The sequence below is a fragment of the Streptomyces ziwulingensis genome, assembly GCF_039542605.1.
GTDB lineage: Bacteria > Actinomycetota > Actinomycetes > Streptomycetales > Streptomycetaceae > Streptomyces > Streptomyces ziwulingensis.
In genome coordinates this window covers 1-15779 of the sequence record NZ_BAABIG010000005.1, presented here as the reverse complement: position 1 = coordinate 15779, position 15779 = coordinate 1, and the positions used below count along the sequence as shown (strand labels likewise).

Genomic DNA, 15779 nt, shown 5'->3' with positions numbered 1-15779 from the left:
GACGCATAGTGCTCGACGTCAACTTCTTCGATGAGCTCCGGATCGGCCTGGCCACCGCTGACGACATCCGTCAGTGGAGCCACGGCGAGGTCAAGAAGCCCGAGACCATCAACTACCGCACCCTCAAGCCGGAAAAGGACGGGCTCTTCTGCGAGAAGATCTTCGGTCCGACCCGGGACTGGGAGTGCTACTGCGGCAAGTACAAGCGCGTCCGCTTCAAGGGCATCATCTGCGAGCGCTGCGGCGTCGAGGTCACCCGCGCCAAGGTGCGCCGTGAGCGGATGGGCCACATCGAGCTCGCCGCCCCCGTCACGCACATCTGGTACTTCAAGGGCGTCCCGTCGCGCCTGGGCTACCTGCTCGACCTCGCCCCGAAGGACCTCGAGAAGGTCATCTACTTCGCGGCGTACATGATCACGTTCGTGGACGAGGAGCGCCGCACCCGCGACCTGCCCTCGCTGGAGGCGCACGTCTCCGTCGAGCGTCAGCAGGTCGAGAACCGCCGCGACTCCGACCTGGAGGCCCGCGCCAAGAAGCTCGAGACGGACCTCGCCGAGCTGGAGGCCGAGGGCGCCAAGGCCGATGTGCGCCGCAAGGTGCGCGAAGGCGCCGAGCGGGAGATGAAGCAGCTCCGCGACCGTGCGCAGCGCGAGATCGACCGCCTCGACGAGGTGTGGAACCGGTTCAAGAACCTCAAGGTCCAGGACCTGGAGGGCGACGAGCTGCTCTACCGCGAGCTGCGCGACCGCTTCGGCACCTACTTCGACGGCTCGATGGGCGCCGCTGCCCTGCAGAAGCGCCTGGAGTCCTTCGACCTGGAGGAGGAGGCCGAGCGCCTCCGCGAGATCATCCGCACCGGCAAGGGCCAGAAGAAGACCCGCGCGCTCAAGCGCCTCAAGGTCGTCTCCGCGTTCCTGCAGACCAGCAACAGCCCCAAGGGCATGGTGCTGGACTGCGTGCCGGTCATCCCGCCGGACCTGCGTCCGATGGTGCAGCTCGACGGTGGCCGCTTCGCCACCTCCGACCTGAACGACCTGTACCGCCGCGTCATCAACCGCAACAACCGCCTGAAGCGGCTTCTCGACCTCGGCGCGCCCGAGATCATCGTGAACAACGAGAAGCGCATGCTCCAGGAGGCCGTGGACGCCCTCTTCGACAACGGTCGTCGTGGTCGCCCGGTCACCGGTCCCGGCAACCGCCCGCTGAAGTCTCTGAGCGACATGCTCAAGGGCAAGCAGGGTCGTTTCCGTCAGAACCTGCTCGGCAAGCGAGTCGACTACTCGGCGCGTTCCGTCATCGTCGTCGGCCCGCAGCTCAAGCTGCACCAGTGCGGTCTGCCGAAGGCCATGGCGCTGGAACTCTTCAAGCCGTTCGTGATGAAGCGCCTGGTCGACCTGAACCACGCGCAGAACATCAAGAGCGCCAAGCGGATGGTCGAGCGCGGCCGCACGGTCGTGTACGACGTCCTGGAAGAGGTCATCGCGGAGCACCCGGTTCTCCTGAACCGTGCGCCCACCCTGCACCGCCTCGGCATCCAGGCCTTCGAGCCGCAGCTCGTCGAGGGCAAGGCCATCCAGATCCACCCGCTCGTCTGCACCGCGTTCAACGCGGACTTCGACGGTGACCAGATGGCCGTCCACCTGCCGCTCTCCGCGGAGGCGCAGGCCGAGGCCCGCATCCTGATGCTGTCCTCGAACAACATCCTGAAGCCCGCCGACGGCCGTCCGGTGACGATGCCGACCCAGGACATGGTCCTCGGTCTGTTCTTCCTCACCACCGACGGCGAGATGCGGGACACCAAGGGCGAGGGCCGTGCCTTCGGCTCGACCGCCGAGGCCACCATGGCGTTCGACGCCGGCGAGCTGGCGCTGCAGTCGCCGGTCGACATCCGCTTCCCGGTGGGCACCATCCCGCCGCGCGGCTGGACGCCGCCGGTGCGCGAGGAGGGCGAGCCGGAGTGGCAGCCCGGCGACACCTTCCGGCTGCGGACCACCCTGGGCCGCGCGCTCTTCAACGAGCTGCTGCCCGAGGACTACCCGTTCGTCGACTACTCGGTGGGCAAGAAGCAGCTCGGTGAGATCGTCAACGACCTCGCCGAGCGCTACCCCAAGGTGATCGTGGCGGCGACGCTCGACAACCTGAAGGCGGCCGGCTTCCACTGGGGCACGCGCTCCGGTGTCACCGTGGCCATCTCCGACGTGGTCGTCCCCGAGGCGAAGAAGGAGATCGTCAAGGGGTACGAGGCGCAGGACGAGAAGGTCCAGAAGCAGTACGAGCGCGGTCTGATCACCAAGGAAGAGCGCACGCAGGAGCTCATCGCGATCTGGACCAAGGCGACCAACGAGGTCGCCGAGGCGATGAACGCGAACTTCCCCAAGACGAACCCCATCTTCATGATGGTTGACTCGGGTGCCCGAGGAAACATGATGCAGATGCGGCAGATCGCCGGTATGCGTGGTCTGGTGTCGAACGCCAAGAACGAGACGATCCCGCGTCCCATCAAGGCGTCGTTCCGTGAGGGCCTGTCCGTGCTGGAGTACTTCATCTCCACCCACGGTGCCCGTAAGGGTCTGGCGGACACCGCCCTGCGTACCGCCGACTCGGGTTACCTCACCCGTCGTCTGGTGGACGTCTCGCAGGACGTCATCATCCGCGAGGAGGACTGCGGCACCGACCGCGGTCTCAAGCTCGCGATCGCCGAGCGCGGCGCCGACGGCGTGCTGCGCAAGACGGACGACGTCGAGACCAGCGTGTACGCCCGGATGCTCGCCGAGGACATCGTCGTCGACGGCAAGGTCATCGCGCCGGCCAACGTCGACCTGGGTGACGTGCTCATCGACCAGTTGGTCGCGCACGGCGTCGAGGTCGTCAAGACCCGCTCGGTGCTCACCTGCGAGTCCGCGGTCGGCACCTGTGCCTTCTGCTACGGCCGCTCGCTGGCCACCGGCAAGCTGGTCGACATCGGTGAGGCGGTCGGCATCATCGCCGCCCAGTCCATCGGTGAGCCCGGTACCCAGCTCACGATGCGTACCTTCCACACCGGTGGTGTGGCCGGTGACGACATCACCCAGGGTCTGCCGCGTGTCGTCGAGCTGTTCGAGGCCCGTACCCCGAAGGGTGTCGCCCCGATCTCCGAGTCCTCGGGCCGGGTGCGGATCGAGGAGACCGAGAAGACCAAGAAGCTCGTCGTCACCCCGGACGACGGCAGCGACGAGACGGCGTTCCCGATCTCGAAGCGTGCCCGTCTGCTGGTGGGCGAGGGCGACCGCGTCGAGGTGGGCCAGAAGCTCACCGTGGGTGCCACCAACCCGCACGACGTGCTGCGCATCCTGGGTCAGCGTGCCGTCCAGGTCCACCTGGTCGGCGAGGTCCAGAAGGTCTACAACTCGCAGGGCGTGTCGATCCACGACAAGCACATCGAGATCATCATCCGGCAGATGCTGCGCCGCGTGACGATCATCGAGTCGGGCGACGCCGAGCTGCTGCCCGGCGAGCTGGTGGAGCGTTCGAAGTTCGAGACCGAGAACCGTCGGGTGGTGCAGGAGAGCGGTCACCCGGCCTCCGGCCGTCCGCAGCTCATGGGTATCACCAAGGCCTCGCTGGCGACCGAGTCGTGGCTGTCGGCGGCGTCCTTCCAGGAGACGACCAGGGTGCTGACGGACGCGGCGATCAACGCCAAGTCCGACTCCCTGATCGGCCTCAAGGAGAACGTCATCATCGGTAAGCTCATCCCGGCCGGTACGGGTCTGTCCCGTTACCGCAACATCCGGGTCGAGCCGACCGAGGAGGCCAAGGCCGCGATGTACTCGGCCGTCGGCTACGACGACATCGACTACTCGCCGTTCGGCACGGGCTCCGGCCAGGCCGTTCCGCTGGAGGACTACGACTACGGTCCGTACAACCAGTAAGGCGTGTGTCTGACGTACGTGTGTCTGACGCACTGAAGGGCGGTCACCCCACCGGGGTGGCCGCCCTTCGGCGTCGCTTCAGCGCGCGGAGAGCTGCAGCGCGGTGACGATGAAGGTCGCCAGGGCGGCCAGGACGCCGATGCTCGCCAGTGGCCAGCGGGAGCGTTCGAGGGCGTCCAGGCGCTGCTCGTGGTCGGCGAGCTGGCGGTCGGTCTGGTCGCTGCGCTGGACGAGGAGGGCGAGGGACCCGTCGACCCGGGCGAAGCCGGCCTCGACGGTGCCGCGCAGCCGCTCCAGCTCGACGGCCACGACCGCGGGGTCGGAGAGCGGGGAGTGGGTGGGGAGCGCTTCGTTCACGTGGTGCTCTTCTCCTTGGGGGACGCGTCCGTGCGCAGCCACGCGGGCAGCAGGGCCTGTACGCCGGGCAGCGCCATCAGGCGGGTCACGGCCCCGGCGACGGCCAGGGCGCCGGCGACCCACGGCAGGCTGCGGGGGAGTCCGGCGGCGTCGACCAGGGCGGGCAGCAGGACACACAGGGCCACGGCCGTCTGCACGACGGTGCGCAGGGTCCGCCGGGTGGTCTCGGTGGTGTTCTCGGTCACGGCCCTCACGTCCCGCTGACGTAGGGCACCTTCAGCGCCGCCCAGGACGTCGCGCCCGGCCAGCCGTCGGCTGCCGCGCCGGAGTAGCCGAGCTTGCGCTGCCACTCGGCGTAGCTGTCGCGGTCGGCGTCGGTCCACTGCGGGCCGGGCCCGGAGGCGTACGCGGAGCAGCCGGCGGCGACCAGGCGCTTGCCCATCGCGGTGACGATCGCCGACTTCGGCTTCTTCCTGAACCAGGCGGCGCCGGGGAAGGGCTGGTACTTCGGCGGCCGGCCGGCGGGCGCGGGCCGCTCGCCGAGCAGCTTCGCGACCCGGGCGCGCAGGGCGGCCATGGTGAAACCGCGCGGGTCGATCTTGGCGCTGGTCCACTCCTTGTGGCCGATGACGGAGGCGGCGCTCCAGTCGTGCGCCCGGCACAGCGCGGCGCAGGCCCGGGCGACGGCGTCGAGCTGGGCCTCGGGCCACGGGTCGTGGCCGTCGCCGAGGTTGACGCACTCGAAGCCGTAGAAGTGGGTGTTGCCGTCGGCCGTGCTCCGGTCCGGGGCGGGCAGGGCGGCGCGTTCGGCGACGACGGCGGCCAGCACGTCGGGGTCGCCGGTGCCCGCGTGGTTGGCGCGGCCGTTGCCGACGAGGTGGACGGTGCCGTCCTTGGCGATGACGCCGTGGCAGAGCGGGCCGGGGAGGGCCGAGTGGCCGTCGAAGCAGAGGTTCACGGTGGAGGTGGTGCCGGAGGTGACGGTGTGATGGACCATCACGCCGTTGACCGGGCCCCAGCTTCCCTTGTGGTTGCGGTTGTTGGTGCGCCAGCCGGCGTGCTCGAAGACGGCGACGCCCTCGGCGCGCAGGGCGGCTACGAGGGCGGGGGCGGTCAGGGGGGTGGACATGGGACCTCCGAGGGCAGGGGTCCGCCGCCGTCCGGGCGGGACGGCGGCGGGTGCGGAGACGGAAGCGGGGAGGGAAGCGAGGATCAGGCGGTGTACGGGACCTTGAGGGAGTTCCACGAGGTGGCGCCGGGCCAGCCGTCGGCGTCGGCGCCGGTGTAGCCGAGCTTCTGCTGCCACAGGGCGTACGAGGCGCGGTCGGCGTCGCTCCACTGCGGGCCGGGGCCGTCGGCGTACGCGGAGCAGCCCTCGGCGACGAGCCGGCCGCCCATCGCGGCGACGATGGTGGAGTGGGGGGCGGACTTGAAGAAGGCGTCACCGGGGAACGGCTGGTAGCGCGTGGCGCTCCCGCCCGGCGCGGCGGCGAGCAGGGCGGCGATCCGGGTACGCATCGACGCCATCGAGAAGCCCGTGGGGTCGATCTTCCGGAAGGTCCACTCCAGGTGGCCGATGACGGAGGCGGCGCCCCAGCCGTGACGGCGGCAGACCGCGGCGCAGACCCGGGCGAGCGCCTCCAGTTGGGCCTCGGGCCACGGGTCGGACCCGTCGCCGAGGTTTATGCACTCGAAGCCGTAGAAGCGGGTGTTGCCGTCGACGTCGTCGCTGTCGGGCGCGGGCAGCACGGTCTCGGCGATCACGGCGGCGAGCACGCCGGCGTCACCCAGTCCGGCGTGGTTGGCCCGGCCGTTGCCGACCAGGTACACCGTGCCGTCCTTGTCGATCACGCCGTGGCAGAGCGGGCCGGGCAGGTCGGTGGTGCCGTCGTAGCAGAGGTCGACGGAGGCGCTGGTGCCGGAGGTGACGGTGTGGTGGACGATCACGCCGTTGACGGGACCCCAGGCCCCGGCGCTGTTGCGGTTGTGGGTGCGCCAGTCGCCGTGTTCGACGACGGTCACGCCCTCGGCGGTCAGCGCGGCGACGAGGGTGTCGGCGGTGAGGGGTGCGGCCATGGTGGGCCTTTCGGTGAGGTGAGTGAGGTGCGTGAGGTGGGGGGAGGCAACGTGGTCAGGCGACCGCGGCCCAGATGGCGTTGGCGTCGGCCACGATCGAGGACGGGGTGAACGTGCCGGGCAGTGCGGTCAGGCCGGTGGTGGGGAGGCGGCCGTGCCGGACGAAGCCGTCGGTCATCCGGGCGTTGCCGCCCGGGAGGTTGCCCCAGCTCGCGCCGACCATGAAGCCGGGACCGTTGGTCCGCGGGTCGGGGCCGTTGATCAGCAGCGCGACCCAGTAGTAGCCGGCGGTGGCGGCGTAGGCGGTGGTCAGCGTCAGGGCGAACGTGCCGCCCTCGGTCTTGCCGATCAGCTTGTCGAGCGTGCCGGTGACGCCGACCCGCTTGCCGGCGCTGTCGTAGAGTCCGGCGAAGGAGGTGGCCGCGAGGCCGGTGCCGACGAAACCGTCGACGTAGAAGACCACCTGGGTGATGGTCGCGTTCGTGCTCAGCGGGACACCGATCAGGTAGGCGTTGCCGTTGATGCAGTACTGGGCCATGGAGGACGAGGACGCCGCCGGGTCGAAGGCCCACGCCTTGAAGCCCAGCGCCGCCGGCGTCCACATGCCCGAGGGCACCCGGGTGTCGACGTACGACCGGCGCACCAGTTGGTCGGCGGTGGCCGGGTCGGCGGAGACGGTGGGGACGGTGGCGAAGGTCTTGGCGCCCGCGATGGTCTGGTTGCCGGTGAGCAGGACGGCCTGGTCGGCGGGGGCCGCCCCGAGGCCGGAGGCGGTCAGCGTGACCGTGCCGGTCTGGCCGTTGACGGAGAGCACGGGCGCGCCGTCGATCGCCAGGTAGCGGGCGTCGGCCGCGGCCGGGGTGAGCGCCCCGAGGTCGGTGGCGGCCAGGGTGACCGCGCCGGTCATGTTGTTGACCGAGGTGACGCCGTCGCCGGTGCCGTCGGGGAGCTGGACGAGGGGCACCTTGCCGGTGGCGTCGAGCTGGGCGACGCCGCTCGCCTGGCCGGCCGCCGAGGTGGCCAGGGCGCCGACCTCGGACGCGGTCAGGATGATGTCGGCCTCGGTGTGGCCGTTGATCGAGCGGACCGGGCCGGCCGGACCCTGCGGCCCCGGCTCGCCCTGGGGTCCCGGCGGACCGGGCACGGTCACGTACTGGGGGCCGGCCGGATCGGCGGGCGCGAGGTCCGCGAGGTCCACCTCGGGCACGGACTGGGCCAGGGCGATGCGGTAAGTACGGTTGCGGGACAGGCCGTTGAGTCGTTCGGTGACCGTGTACGTCCAGGCCAGCGGGTTCCACCCGTCGGCGTCGGTCGCGGGCAGCGTCACGTCGAGGCGGCCGTCGGAGTCCAGGGCCGCGGTCGTCGGACCGCCGACGAACACATCGGCGTCGGAGTGGGTGAGCAGGGACGGCGGCGCGAACTCGACGGTGCCGCCGAGGGGACGGCCGTCGAGGGCGAGGTACTGGGCGGTGAGCCGGACGGTGGGGATGGATTCGGGCAGCACGGAGACTCCGTTCGGTGGTGGAGCGAGGTGGCGGTACGAGGCTCAGGACTGGACGCCGTACAACCCCCGCGGGACGCAGGCGACGGTGTCGCCGGCCGTCGCGACCTTGGCCTGGATCTCGAAGGAGACCGTGTCGCCGAAGGGGGCGGCGACGTCCCCGGTGAAGGTGGCGATGAGCGTCGCGGTGCCGGTGACGGTCTGCGCGGCGGCGACCGGGATGCCGTCCACGAGCAGTCGTACGGCGGCGCCGACGCTGCCGGAGACGGCGACCTCGCACCGGACGCGCGGGTGCTGGGCGATGCCGGGACCGGCGTACAGCGTGGTCCAGTCGGTGGCGCCGGTCGACTCCCAGCGGCCGGTGTCGACCGGGACCGGCAGCGGGAACGCCAGGTAGGGCCGGGCCAGGCCGCCGTGGACCGCGTCGGTCGCGAGAAGCGTGTTGCCCTGGTGGTCGAGCACCCGCAACTGCTGGACGGGGCTGTTCACCGGGTCGGTGGTGATCAGCGACAGGGCCATCGAACCGTCGTCGCGGCGCAGTTCGAGCCCCTGTTGGTACTGCTCGGCGTCGGTGTCCCGGTCCGGATCGACCCGTCCGACGACGAACAGGTCGTCGCCGAGCGAGGTCCTGGCCCGGATGCGGCCCTGGTCGCCGACGACGATGTCACCGGTGCCGACCTGGTTCATCGGCGGGCTGCTGTTGGCCGAGGCCATCAGCTCGCGGATGCGGCGCTCGATGGCCCGGATGCGGTCGAGGAGGTCGGTGGGGATGGTCGCCACGGCTCACACGCCTTCCAGGTAGAGGGTGGCCGTCTCGGACTTGCCGCGCTGCGGCGGCTCCACGGCGATCCCGACGACGCGGTACCGCTCGTCCTGCGTCTCCTGGTGCCACAGGTCGCGCAGCCGCAGCCGGATGCCGGCGCCGAGCAGCGCCGGGGTGATCCGTCCGTCGAGCCGGACGGTGATCTCCGGGATGACCTCGGGCATCCGCTGCTGGGCGAGCTGCGCCTCGGCCAGCGAGCGCAGCGTCGCCTCGTCGGTGACCCCGCTGTGGTCCGAGGTGGACTCCAGCCGGGGCCAGCCCTCCGCCAGGTCGTCGGGCGCCTCGACGGACACGGTGAGCGGCTGCGACTCCTCGGACTGGTCGCTGTTGGGCGAGTCGCCGCGCGCCACCCACACATCGGCCTGCACGGTCGAGTCGGCCGGCAGGCTGTAGGTGATGATCTGGCCCGGGTGGTCCAGGACGATGTCCGACGCACTCGCCGTGATCGTCGGGTGCCCGAGCTGGAGCCGCTTGGTGCGGCGGCCCTCGGCGTCCCGGTAGCAGTACACCCGCCACTCGAACCCGTCCGCCAACTGGGCGAGCGAATCGAGGAGCTCGCGGACCCGGCTGAGTGAGGAGTAGGGGTAGGAGGCGTCCCGCGCCACCCCGGACATCTCGTGCCCGAGCTGAATGCCGATGTCGCCGCCCGGCTGCTTCTGGGCGTGTGCCACGAGTTCCCGGGCGATCTCGAACTGGTCCAGCGCGGCGTATGTCAGGGGCCCGGAGAGGATGCGGTGGTCGAGGTAGGAATCGAAGGTGCCGGCCTGGAACGCGGCCTGCATCCGGCCGCGTTCGTCACTGGACGGGGTGCAGGTCCACAGCACCCCGCCCCACCAGATGTCACCGTCCCGCTCCAGCCACACCGCGGTCCGGCCGGGCACCAGCGCCGCGCGGGCCCGGCGGGCCAGCGTGGCGTTCGGCAGCGGGACGGTGGCCGACAGCGAGCCGGACTTGCCGATGTAGTCGTCGAACTTCGTGTCCGTCAGCGGCAGCACGTCGATCACCTGATCGGTACGCAGGTCGCAGAAGACGGCCCGGTAGACGGGGGTGAGCGGGGTGTAGGCGGTACGGGGGGAACTCGTCACGCGGCGCTCCTCAGAGCATCGGGTCGACGCGGATGAACCGGTTGTCGAACCAGTGGTTGTTGGTCGTCGCGCTGGACGAGTACGCCGAGACGGCGGCGTACGTCGTGCCCGCCGCGAGCCCCGTGACCGGGAAGGTGGTGGTCACCGACTGGGTGCCGCGGTTGGTGTCGATGGCCGACCGGGTCTCGTCGGCGCCCAGGCCGGTGACAAGGACACCGCTCTTGCGGATGTTTGCGGACATCCGGCCCCAGCCGCCCTCCACCCCCGGCTGGCCCTGGAAACCCACGGTGACCAGGACGTTCCCGGAGAGCGGCGCGATGAAGGTCGCGGTGACCGTCGGCCCGGTGGTCCCGGTCAGCGCCTCCGACCAGGTGGTCGTCTTGCAGTAGCCGCCGTCGTTGTCGTACGCGAACGCCGGACTCGGCATCGCCAGCACCCAGGCGGTACCGTTCCAGCGCTCCAGCCGGCCGTTGTTGTCCCGGTACTGCCCGACGTACGAGCCGGTGGCGATCCTGCCGGTGGGGGCGATACCGCCGATCTGGGCCGGATAGTCCACCCACTGGCCGCCGTTCCACCGCTGGAGCTGGGTACTGACGTCCCGGTACTGGCCCGGGTAGCCGCCGGGCTCGGCGGTGTTGCCGTACAGCGGGAGGATGCCGCCCACGCCGACGGTCGTGGTGCGCAGGTCGGTGACGGCGGTGGCCCAGGCGATGCCGCCGGTGCCGACCGAGGAACCCGCCGGGACCCGCACGCTGGCCAGCGGCAGGGACGGGGCCGGGATCTGCGGGAGCGCGAGGCTGCCGTCGGCGGGACCCTGCAGAATCTCCAGCACCGCCTCGGTGCGGCCGGAGTTGTCGGTCTGCGCGTCGTAGATCCGCAGGACGACCAGGTCCGTCCGGGCGTTGTTGGCGTCACCGTCGGCGAAGGTGACGCTGGTGTAGTCGGTGAGGACGACCGGGTACGCCCCGGCGGTCTCCGAGCCCTGGACGACGGCCCGTCCCGGGGCGATCGTCGCGGTCATCCCGGCGGTCGAGCTGAACACGTAGAGGGCCGAGGTCAGCGACTTGCCGTCCGGCGAGCCCGGGATCAGTCCGCTGCGGCCGGCCAGCCCGCTGACCGGGGTGACGGCGCCCAGCGGGGCGAGCCGGGTGTCGGCGCGGGACTGGCCGTTCTCGGCGTCGGTGCGGTTGACGAGCCATGCGCTGCGCAGGGGCATGGGATTCCTTCCTCAGGGTCTTACGGGACTTGGCTTTTGCGGGTGCGGGTGCGGGTGCGGGTGCGGGTGCGGGTGCGGGTGCGGGTGGGGTCACCAGTGGGCGTCGCGCCAGCGGACGGTGACGGAGGCGGCGGCGGACGGGGTGACGTCGTCGGAGCGGAACGCCAGGTCGGTGGTGCCCGGCTCCAGGCTGAACAACTGCTCGGGGGAGGAGTCGGGGGTGGCGGTGTAGATGCGGGACGCGGTGTCGTTGAGCAGGACCGTCCCGGCCTCGGTGTCGACCGTGAGGATGTCGCCGGGGCCGAGCGCCAGGTCGTACTGGAGCTGGCGGCCGTCGGAGAGCCGGGTCAGGGAAGGGCGCTGCACGGGCCCGCGGAACTCGACGACCGGACGGACCGACGCGCCGCCCGCGTTCACCGCGGCGATCGACCCGGCGGCCCCGGCGCCGCCCCAGTCCAGCGGCCACGCCAGCCCGGAGCCGGCCATGTCCTCCCAGACGAGACCGGGTTCCGCGACCGGCAGCCCGGTGAGCGCCTCGTGCAGCGCGGGGGCGTAGCGGCGCGGATCGGTCGCGGTCCACTGGAGGCTGACCTTGGCGACGCCCTGGAGGGCGTAGGAGCGGTCCTGGGGGACGACCCGGCGGCTGACCCGGGCGCGCACGGCCAGGGTCTCGCCGAGCAGCCGCACCGCCAGCCAGCGTTCCTGGCCGTCGGGGCCGGTGGCCGCGCGGAACGCCGAGGCGGTGGCGAGCGGGTCGGTGCCGGCCGGCGGGGCGAGCCAGACGGTGGCGCCGACGAGACGGGGCTGCGCCCAGCGGTCGCCGGGCCAGGCGCCGTGCTGGTCGGGGCGGAGCACGTCACCGAGGTCGAGCTCGGGCAGGTCGTCCCAGCCGGTGATGCCGGTGCGGTCGACCGGGTACGCCGTACCGGTGCCCATGAGCAGGTTGCCCCACTGGATCTGGCCGTCGTGGGTGATGAGGGAGCCGGGGGATTCGTCGGTGCCGGTGGCGGACGGGGCGGGGGCGGAGACGGGAAGCGTTGTGGCCATGGTGGGCCGTCACCTCGCTTGGGCTGCTGGTGGGCGGGGGCGCGCCGGCCTGGGTACGCCGACGGCCGCCGTCGGTGTGGGCGGCGGGGGCCGGGGCTGGTGAGCCCGGAGGATGGTGGAGCGGCGCGTCGGGCGAGCGCGTCAGGCGGCGTGGCGCAGGAAGAGCAGGTCCTCCGCGACGGTCTGCGGGCTGCTGCCCTCGCGCTCCTCGTAGACGCGGACCCCGGGGCGGCCGGCGAAGAAGGCGGGCCCGGTGGTGGCGGAGGCGCGTGAGGGCGCGGGGAGGAAGCGGCCGAGCGAGGAGAGCGGCTGGACGCTGGAGGCGCCGGGCACCGCGGCCGGGAGGACGACGCCGCCCTCGGCGAGCTGCGGAATCTTCGACAGGTGCACGCCGAACTTCTTGCCGAGGAGGCTGAAGCTGAGGTCGTTGAGTCCGTCGATGACCCAGTTGGCGAAGGCGATGAGGCCCTGGATCGGGCCCTTGACCACGCCGGCGACGGTCTGTGCGCCGGTCGTCAGGAACTGCCCGATCGCGCCGAGGGTGCGCGAGGTGGCCTCCTTGATCCGGGCGAACTTGCCGGGGATGTCCTGGGTGATCCACCGCAGGATCGGCTTGATCCGGTCCTTGAAGCCGTTCCAGACCGAGACGACCTTGCCGCGCAGCGCCTGGGTGTCGCCCGTGGTCAGCGCCTTGAGTACGGCGAAGCCGGTACTGACGACGGCGCCGATGGCGGTGAGCGCGGTGGTGATCACGGCGAGGTAGGCGGTGACGTAGGTGTTCACCGCGCTCGCGATGACCTTGAGCAGCGGTGTCATGAGAGTGAGGTAACCCTCGACGTACTGCAGTACGAGACCGGCGAGCTGCTCCATCAGCCGCTGCCCGGTCTCGGAGTTCACCGCGAGGTCGATCAGCCAGCCGGCGACGGGGAGGAGGATGCCGGCGACGAAACCGAGGGGGTTGGCGCGGGTGAGCGCGTTGATCACCAGCATGACGCCGGAGCCGATGGTCATGGCGGTGCCGAAGGCGCCCAGGAGGTTGCCGAGGACGCCGACTGTGGCGAGTAGCCCGGCCACTAGAGCGATGACACCGCTGAGACCGGACAGGATTCTGGTCAGGGGCTTCTTGGAGTTCTTGGCATTGGTGCCGATGGACTTCAGGCTGGAGGCTGCGGTGGTAGCGGTCTGTCCGGTTTTGGCGACGGAGCGGGTCGCGGTCTCGGCGTGCGCTTTGAACGCATCGAGGGCGGTGATTTCTTGGCCGGCTGCGGAGCGCAACCCGCCGATGGCGCCTGCCGCGTTCTTCACCCGGCTGGTGAACGTCCGAAGGGAACCGCCGCTCTGCGACAGCCGCGTACGGAACGTCCGCAACGCGGGTGAGACGCCAATGAGCGGACTGCGGAGCATGGTCCGGCCGGTGGCGGCTGCGGCCGTCATCCGCGTGCCTTCGCCAGGAATTCCAGGGCGTGGGCGGTCCGCCGGGGACTGCTGGTCTCGGCTGCGTAGTAGTGCTCGATGTACAGCGCGCTGTCCGCCCCGCCGGTCCCGGTGTATGTCCGGCCCGCGGCGGCCCGGCGCAGTAGCTGATCGAGCTTGCTCAGCGGCAGGACGGCCTCCGCCTCGCCGGCCTCGGCGAGGATTGCCGGGACACCGCCGGAGCGGGGCATGACGACACCGCCGGTGGCGAGCAGGGGGATCTTCGGGAGGCTGACGCCGAAGGTCTTGCCGCCGACGCCGGGGACCCAGCCAGGGATCGAGACCTTGATGCCGTTAAGGGCGCCGATCGCGCGGTTGATGATGCCGATGACCGAGTTCAGGGGGCCCTTGACCGCGCTCTTGATGCCGTCGAAGGCGCGGCCGGCGACGCCCTTGAGGCCGCCCCAGATGCTGGACAGCTTGTCCTTGACGGCGCGGAAGGCGTTCGGAATGGCCGACTTGACCCAGTTGACGACTGGGGAGATGACGGCCTTGATGCCCTTCCAGACGCTGGAGACGACCGTCTTGATCGCATTCAGCGCGGTGCTGATGACCTTTTTCCAGATGGCCACGTAGGTCTTGATGACGGTGGCGACGGCCTTGACGACCGCCGAGATCGCCGCCTTGATGCCGTTCCAGACCGACTTGATCAGCTTGGCGGCATTTTTCATAATCGGCCCGATGGCCTTCATGACGCTGCTGATCACGGACTTGATGACGCCGAAGGCGGTCTTGAGGACGTTCTGCATGGCCTTCGACCGGGTCGCCATCTCGACGACCTTCTGTATGAGCGGCATGAGCAAGTCCATGAGCATGCCGAAGAAGTTGCCCTTCATCGACTTGTTCATCTTGTCCTGGCCCTTGGCCGCCTTGCTCGCCCCGGACTCGTACTTGCCGAGGTTCTTTCCGGCGCTCGAACCAGTCTTTCCGGTCTTACTCAGGGACTTCTCGGCCCGGTCGGACGCGGTCTTGAGGTCCTTCAGTTCCTTCTCGGCGCCCTGGGTGGCCGTCTTGAGGGACTTGAGCTGACTGGACCCGGTTTTTCCTGCACTTCCGAGCGACTTCGCGGCGGACGTCGCCGAGTTCGCCTTGCTCTTGAAATCCTGTAGGGAGTTCGAGGCGCTTCTGAGTGAATCTGCGAGGGACATTCATACCTCCGTAACGGTCGCGTGTGTTGTCCTGTCAGCCGCTGCCGGCGCCAGCCCCGCCGCCCCCAGCACCTCCGCCGCTCCCCCCTACCGCAGCGGCGGCCGCGCGCGCTCGTTCCTCCAGTTCCCGGAGGCCGGTAGCGCTGCTCTGAATCTGCTGCATGGCGGTCTGCGACTGTTGTTGGAGCTGGGTGATCTGGGACTGTGTGCGATCGAAAGTCGTTTGTGCCTGCTGTGCTTCACGCTGCAGCCGGGCAGTGCGCTGGGTGTCAGTTTCGTTGGCGGGCGGATTCGGCCCTTGGCGGGTCCGGACGCGTCCCCAGCGTTCGACGACTCCGGCCTCGCCACCTATTTGCCTGTATTCGACTCCGGCCCATTTCATCAGGGCTTCTTCGTTGAATTTAATAACTGAGGGAATCTCGAACTTGATGATATCCATCGCCACTTTTAGGCCGACAACTTCAACCACCAAGGACTTCCATTCCTGAGTGAGGTGGGTTACATCAAGCCCCAAGAATGTTGTCTTGTCCTCCTTGTCCGCCTTTTTGGCAAGGTCCGCCTTTTCGGCCTTGTTGCTAAGTGTGGACTGGAGGGTTCCGAGCTGGTCCCTCAGGTCGGCTACTTGGTCTGTGAGCGGCTTTTTCTCGTCATCCGACATACCTGATCCTCCTTCTGGATATACTGCGCTGGCACACGGGAAAAGACTGAGGGGACAAAGCGGGTATGAGTGCACTGCTGGGGATCGGCCTGCTTCTGCTGCCTTTTGGGTTGCGCATCCACTATTTGGAAAGAAGTATGAGGCGCAACGCCGTGTGGGTGGTGGCTACCTGTGTCGACCACATCTATGAGGGGTACACCGCACACCCCAAACGAATGGTCTGCACCTATGTCACGCCCGATGGTCGTGAGTTGCGCTGGGTTTTGGCGGTCGGCCCGGACTTCCCCTTGGTGGGGGAGGCGGTCCCTCTCGTGTATGACGGACGGAACGAGGGACTGGCCAAGCGGCAGGACGGGAAGGGCAAGAGGAGGATTTCACTCGGGCTGGGCTGGACTCTGCTTGCCGTCATCCTGCTCGTGCTAGGGGCGACGGCGGAGTACGTGCTCTGAGCTTGTTCTTTTTCTTCCAGCCTCGAACGGTGTCTCGT

Annotated in this window: 14 protein-coding genes; 2 read left to right on the top strand and 12 right to left on the bottom strand. The window is 69.9% G+C overall.

What is annotated here, in order from left to right:
• Nucleotides 1–8: 8 nt before the first annotated feature.
• Entirely contained in the window at nucleotides 9–3908 is a 3900-nt protein-coding gene (locus ABEB00_RS02025) for a DNA-directed RNA polymerase subunit beta' (RefSeq protein WP_345617041.1), read from the top strand.
• Between the two features lie 78 nt (nucleotides 3909–3986).
• On the opposite strand, the gene ABEB00_RS02020 is transcribed toward ABEB00_RS02025, so the two are convergent.
• The 12 genes from ABEB00_RS02020 to ABEB00_RS01965 all read right to left on the bottom strand — a co-directional run bounded on the left by ABEB00_RS02020 (nucleotide 3987) and on the right by ABEB00_RS01965 (nucleotide 15292).
• Nucleotides 3987–4265 carry a hypothetical protein gene (locus ABEB00_RS02020; RefSeq protein ID WP_345617040.1) on the bottom strand — a complete coding sequence of 93 codons (279 nt, stop codon included), beginning with the start codon at nucleotides 4263–4265 and terminating at the stop codon, nucleotides 3987–3989.
• Nucleotides 4262–4510 carry a hypothetical protein gene (locus ABEB00_RS02015; RefSeq protein ID WP_345617039.1) on the bottom strand — a complete coding sequence of 83 codons (249 nt, stop codon included), beginning with the start codon at nucleotides 4508–4510 and terminating at the stop codon, nucleotides 4262–4264. The genes ABEB00_RS02020 and ABEB00_RS02015 overlap by 4 nt, the downstream gene beginning before the upstream one ends.
• Before the next feature lie 5 nt (nucleotides 4511–4515).
• Nucleotides 4516–5394, bottom strand: coding sequence for a peptidoglycan-binding protein (locus ABEB00_RS02010; RefSeq protein ID WP_345617038.1), 879 nt, complete (start codon nucleotides 5392–5394; stop codon nucleotides 4516–4518).
• An 83-nt stretch (nucleotides 5395–5477) separates the two neighbouring features.
• On the bottom strand, nucleotides 5478–6341 hold the full coding sequence (locus ABEB00_RS02005) for a peptidoglycan-binding protein (protein WP_345617037.1): 864 nt from the start codon (nucleotides 6339–6341) through the stop codon (nucleotides 5478–5480).
• Between the two features lie 55 nt (nucleotides 6342–6396).
• Nucleotides 6397–7845 carry a phage tail protein gene (locus ABEB00_RS02000; protein ID WP_345617036.1) on the bottom strand — a complete coding sequence of 483 codons (1449 nt, stop codon included), beginning with the start codon at nucleotides 7843–7845 and terminating at the stop codon, nucleotides 6397–6399.
• Between the two features lie 42 nt (nucleotides 7846–7887).
• Nucleotides 7888–8622 (bottom strand): hypothetical protein, encoded by a 735-nt coding sequence (locus tag ABEB00_RS01995; protein WP_345617035.1) that lies wholly within the window; start codon nucleotides 8620–8622, stop codon nucleotides 7888–7890.
• A 3-nt stretch (nucleotides 8623–8625) separates the two neighbouring features.
• Complete coding sequence (locus ABEB00_RS01990; protein WP_345617034.1) at nucleotides 8626–9750, bottom strand: hypothetical protein; 1125 nt, start codon at nucleotides 9748–9750, stop codon at nucleotides 8626–8628.
• A 10-nt stretch (nucleotides 9751–9760) separates the two neighbouring features.
• Nucleotides 9761–10966 carry a hypothetical protein gene (locus ABEB00_RS01985; protein WP_345617033.1) on the bottom strand — a complete coding sequence of 402 codons (1206 nt, stop codon included), beginning with the start codon at nucleotides 10964–10966 and terminating at the stop codon, nucleotides 9761–9763.
• A gap of 90 nt (nucleotides 10967–11056) precedes the next feature.
• Entirely contained in the window at nucleotides 11057–12013 is a 957-nt protein-coding gene (locus ABEB00_RS01980) for a phage distal tail protein (protein WP_345617032.1), read from the bottom strand.
• Between the two features lie 141 nt (nucleotides 12014–12154).
• Nucleotides 12155–13447, bottom strand: a complete 1293-nt coding sequence (locus ABEB00_RS01975) for a phage tail tape measure protein (protein ID WP_345617031.1) — start codon at nucleotides 13445–13447, stop codon at nucleotides 12155–12157.
• The gene (locus ABEB00_RS01970; RefSeq protein WP_345617030.1) at nucleotides 13444–14634 is read right to left on the bottom strand and encodes a phage tail protein; all 1191 of its coding nucleotides are present in this window, start codon (nucleotides 14632–14634) and stop codon (nucleotides 13444–13446) included. The genes ABEB00_RS01975 and ABEB00_RS01970 overlap by 4 nt, the downstream gene beginning before the upstream one ends.
• 34 nt (nucleotides 14635–14668) lie before the next feature.
• On the bottom strand, nucleotides 14669–15292 hold the full coding sequence (locus tag ABEB00_RS01965) for a hypothetical protein (protein ID WP_345617029.1): 624 nt from the start codon (nucleotides 15290–15292) through the stop codon (nucleotides 14669–14671).
• 65 nt (nucleotides 15293–15357) lie between these two features.
• Here ABEB00_RS01965 and ABEB00_RS01960 point away from each other — a divergent pair, with 65 nt between their 5' ends.
• Nucleotides 15358–15741, top strand: a complete 384-nt coding sequence (locus ABEB00_RS01960) for a DUF3592 domain-containing protein (RefSeq protein WP_345617028.1) — start codon at nucleotides 15358–15360, stop codon at nucleotides 15739–15741.
• Nucleotides 15742–15779: the final 38 nt, after the last annotated feature.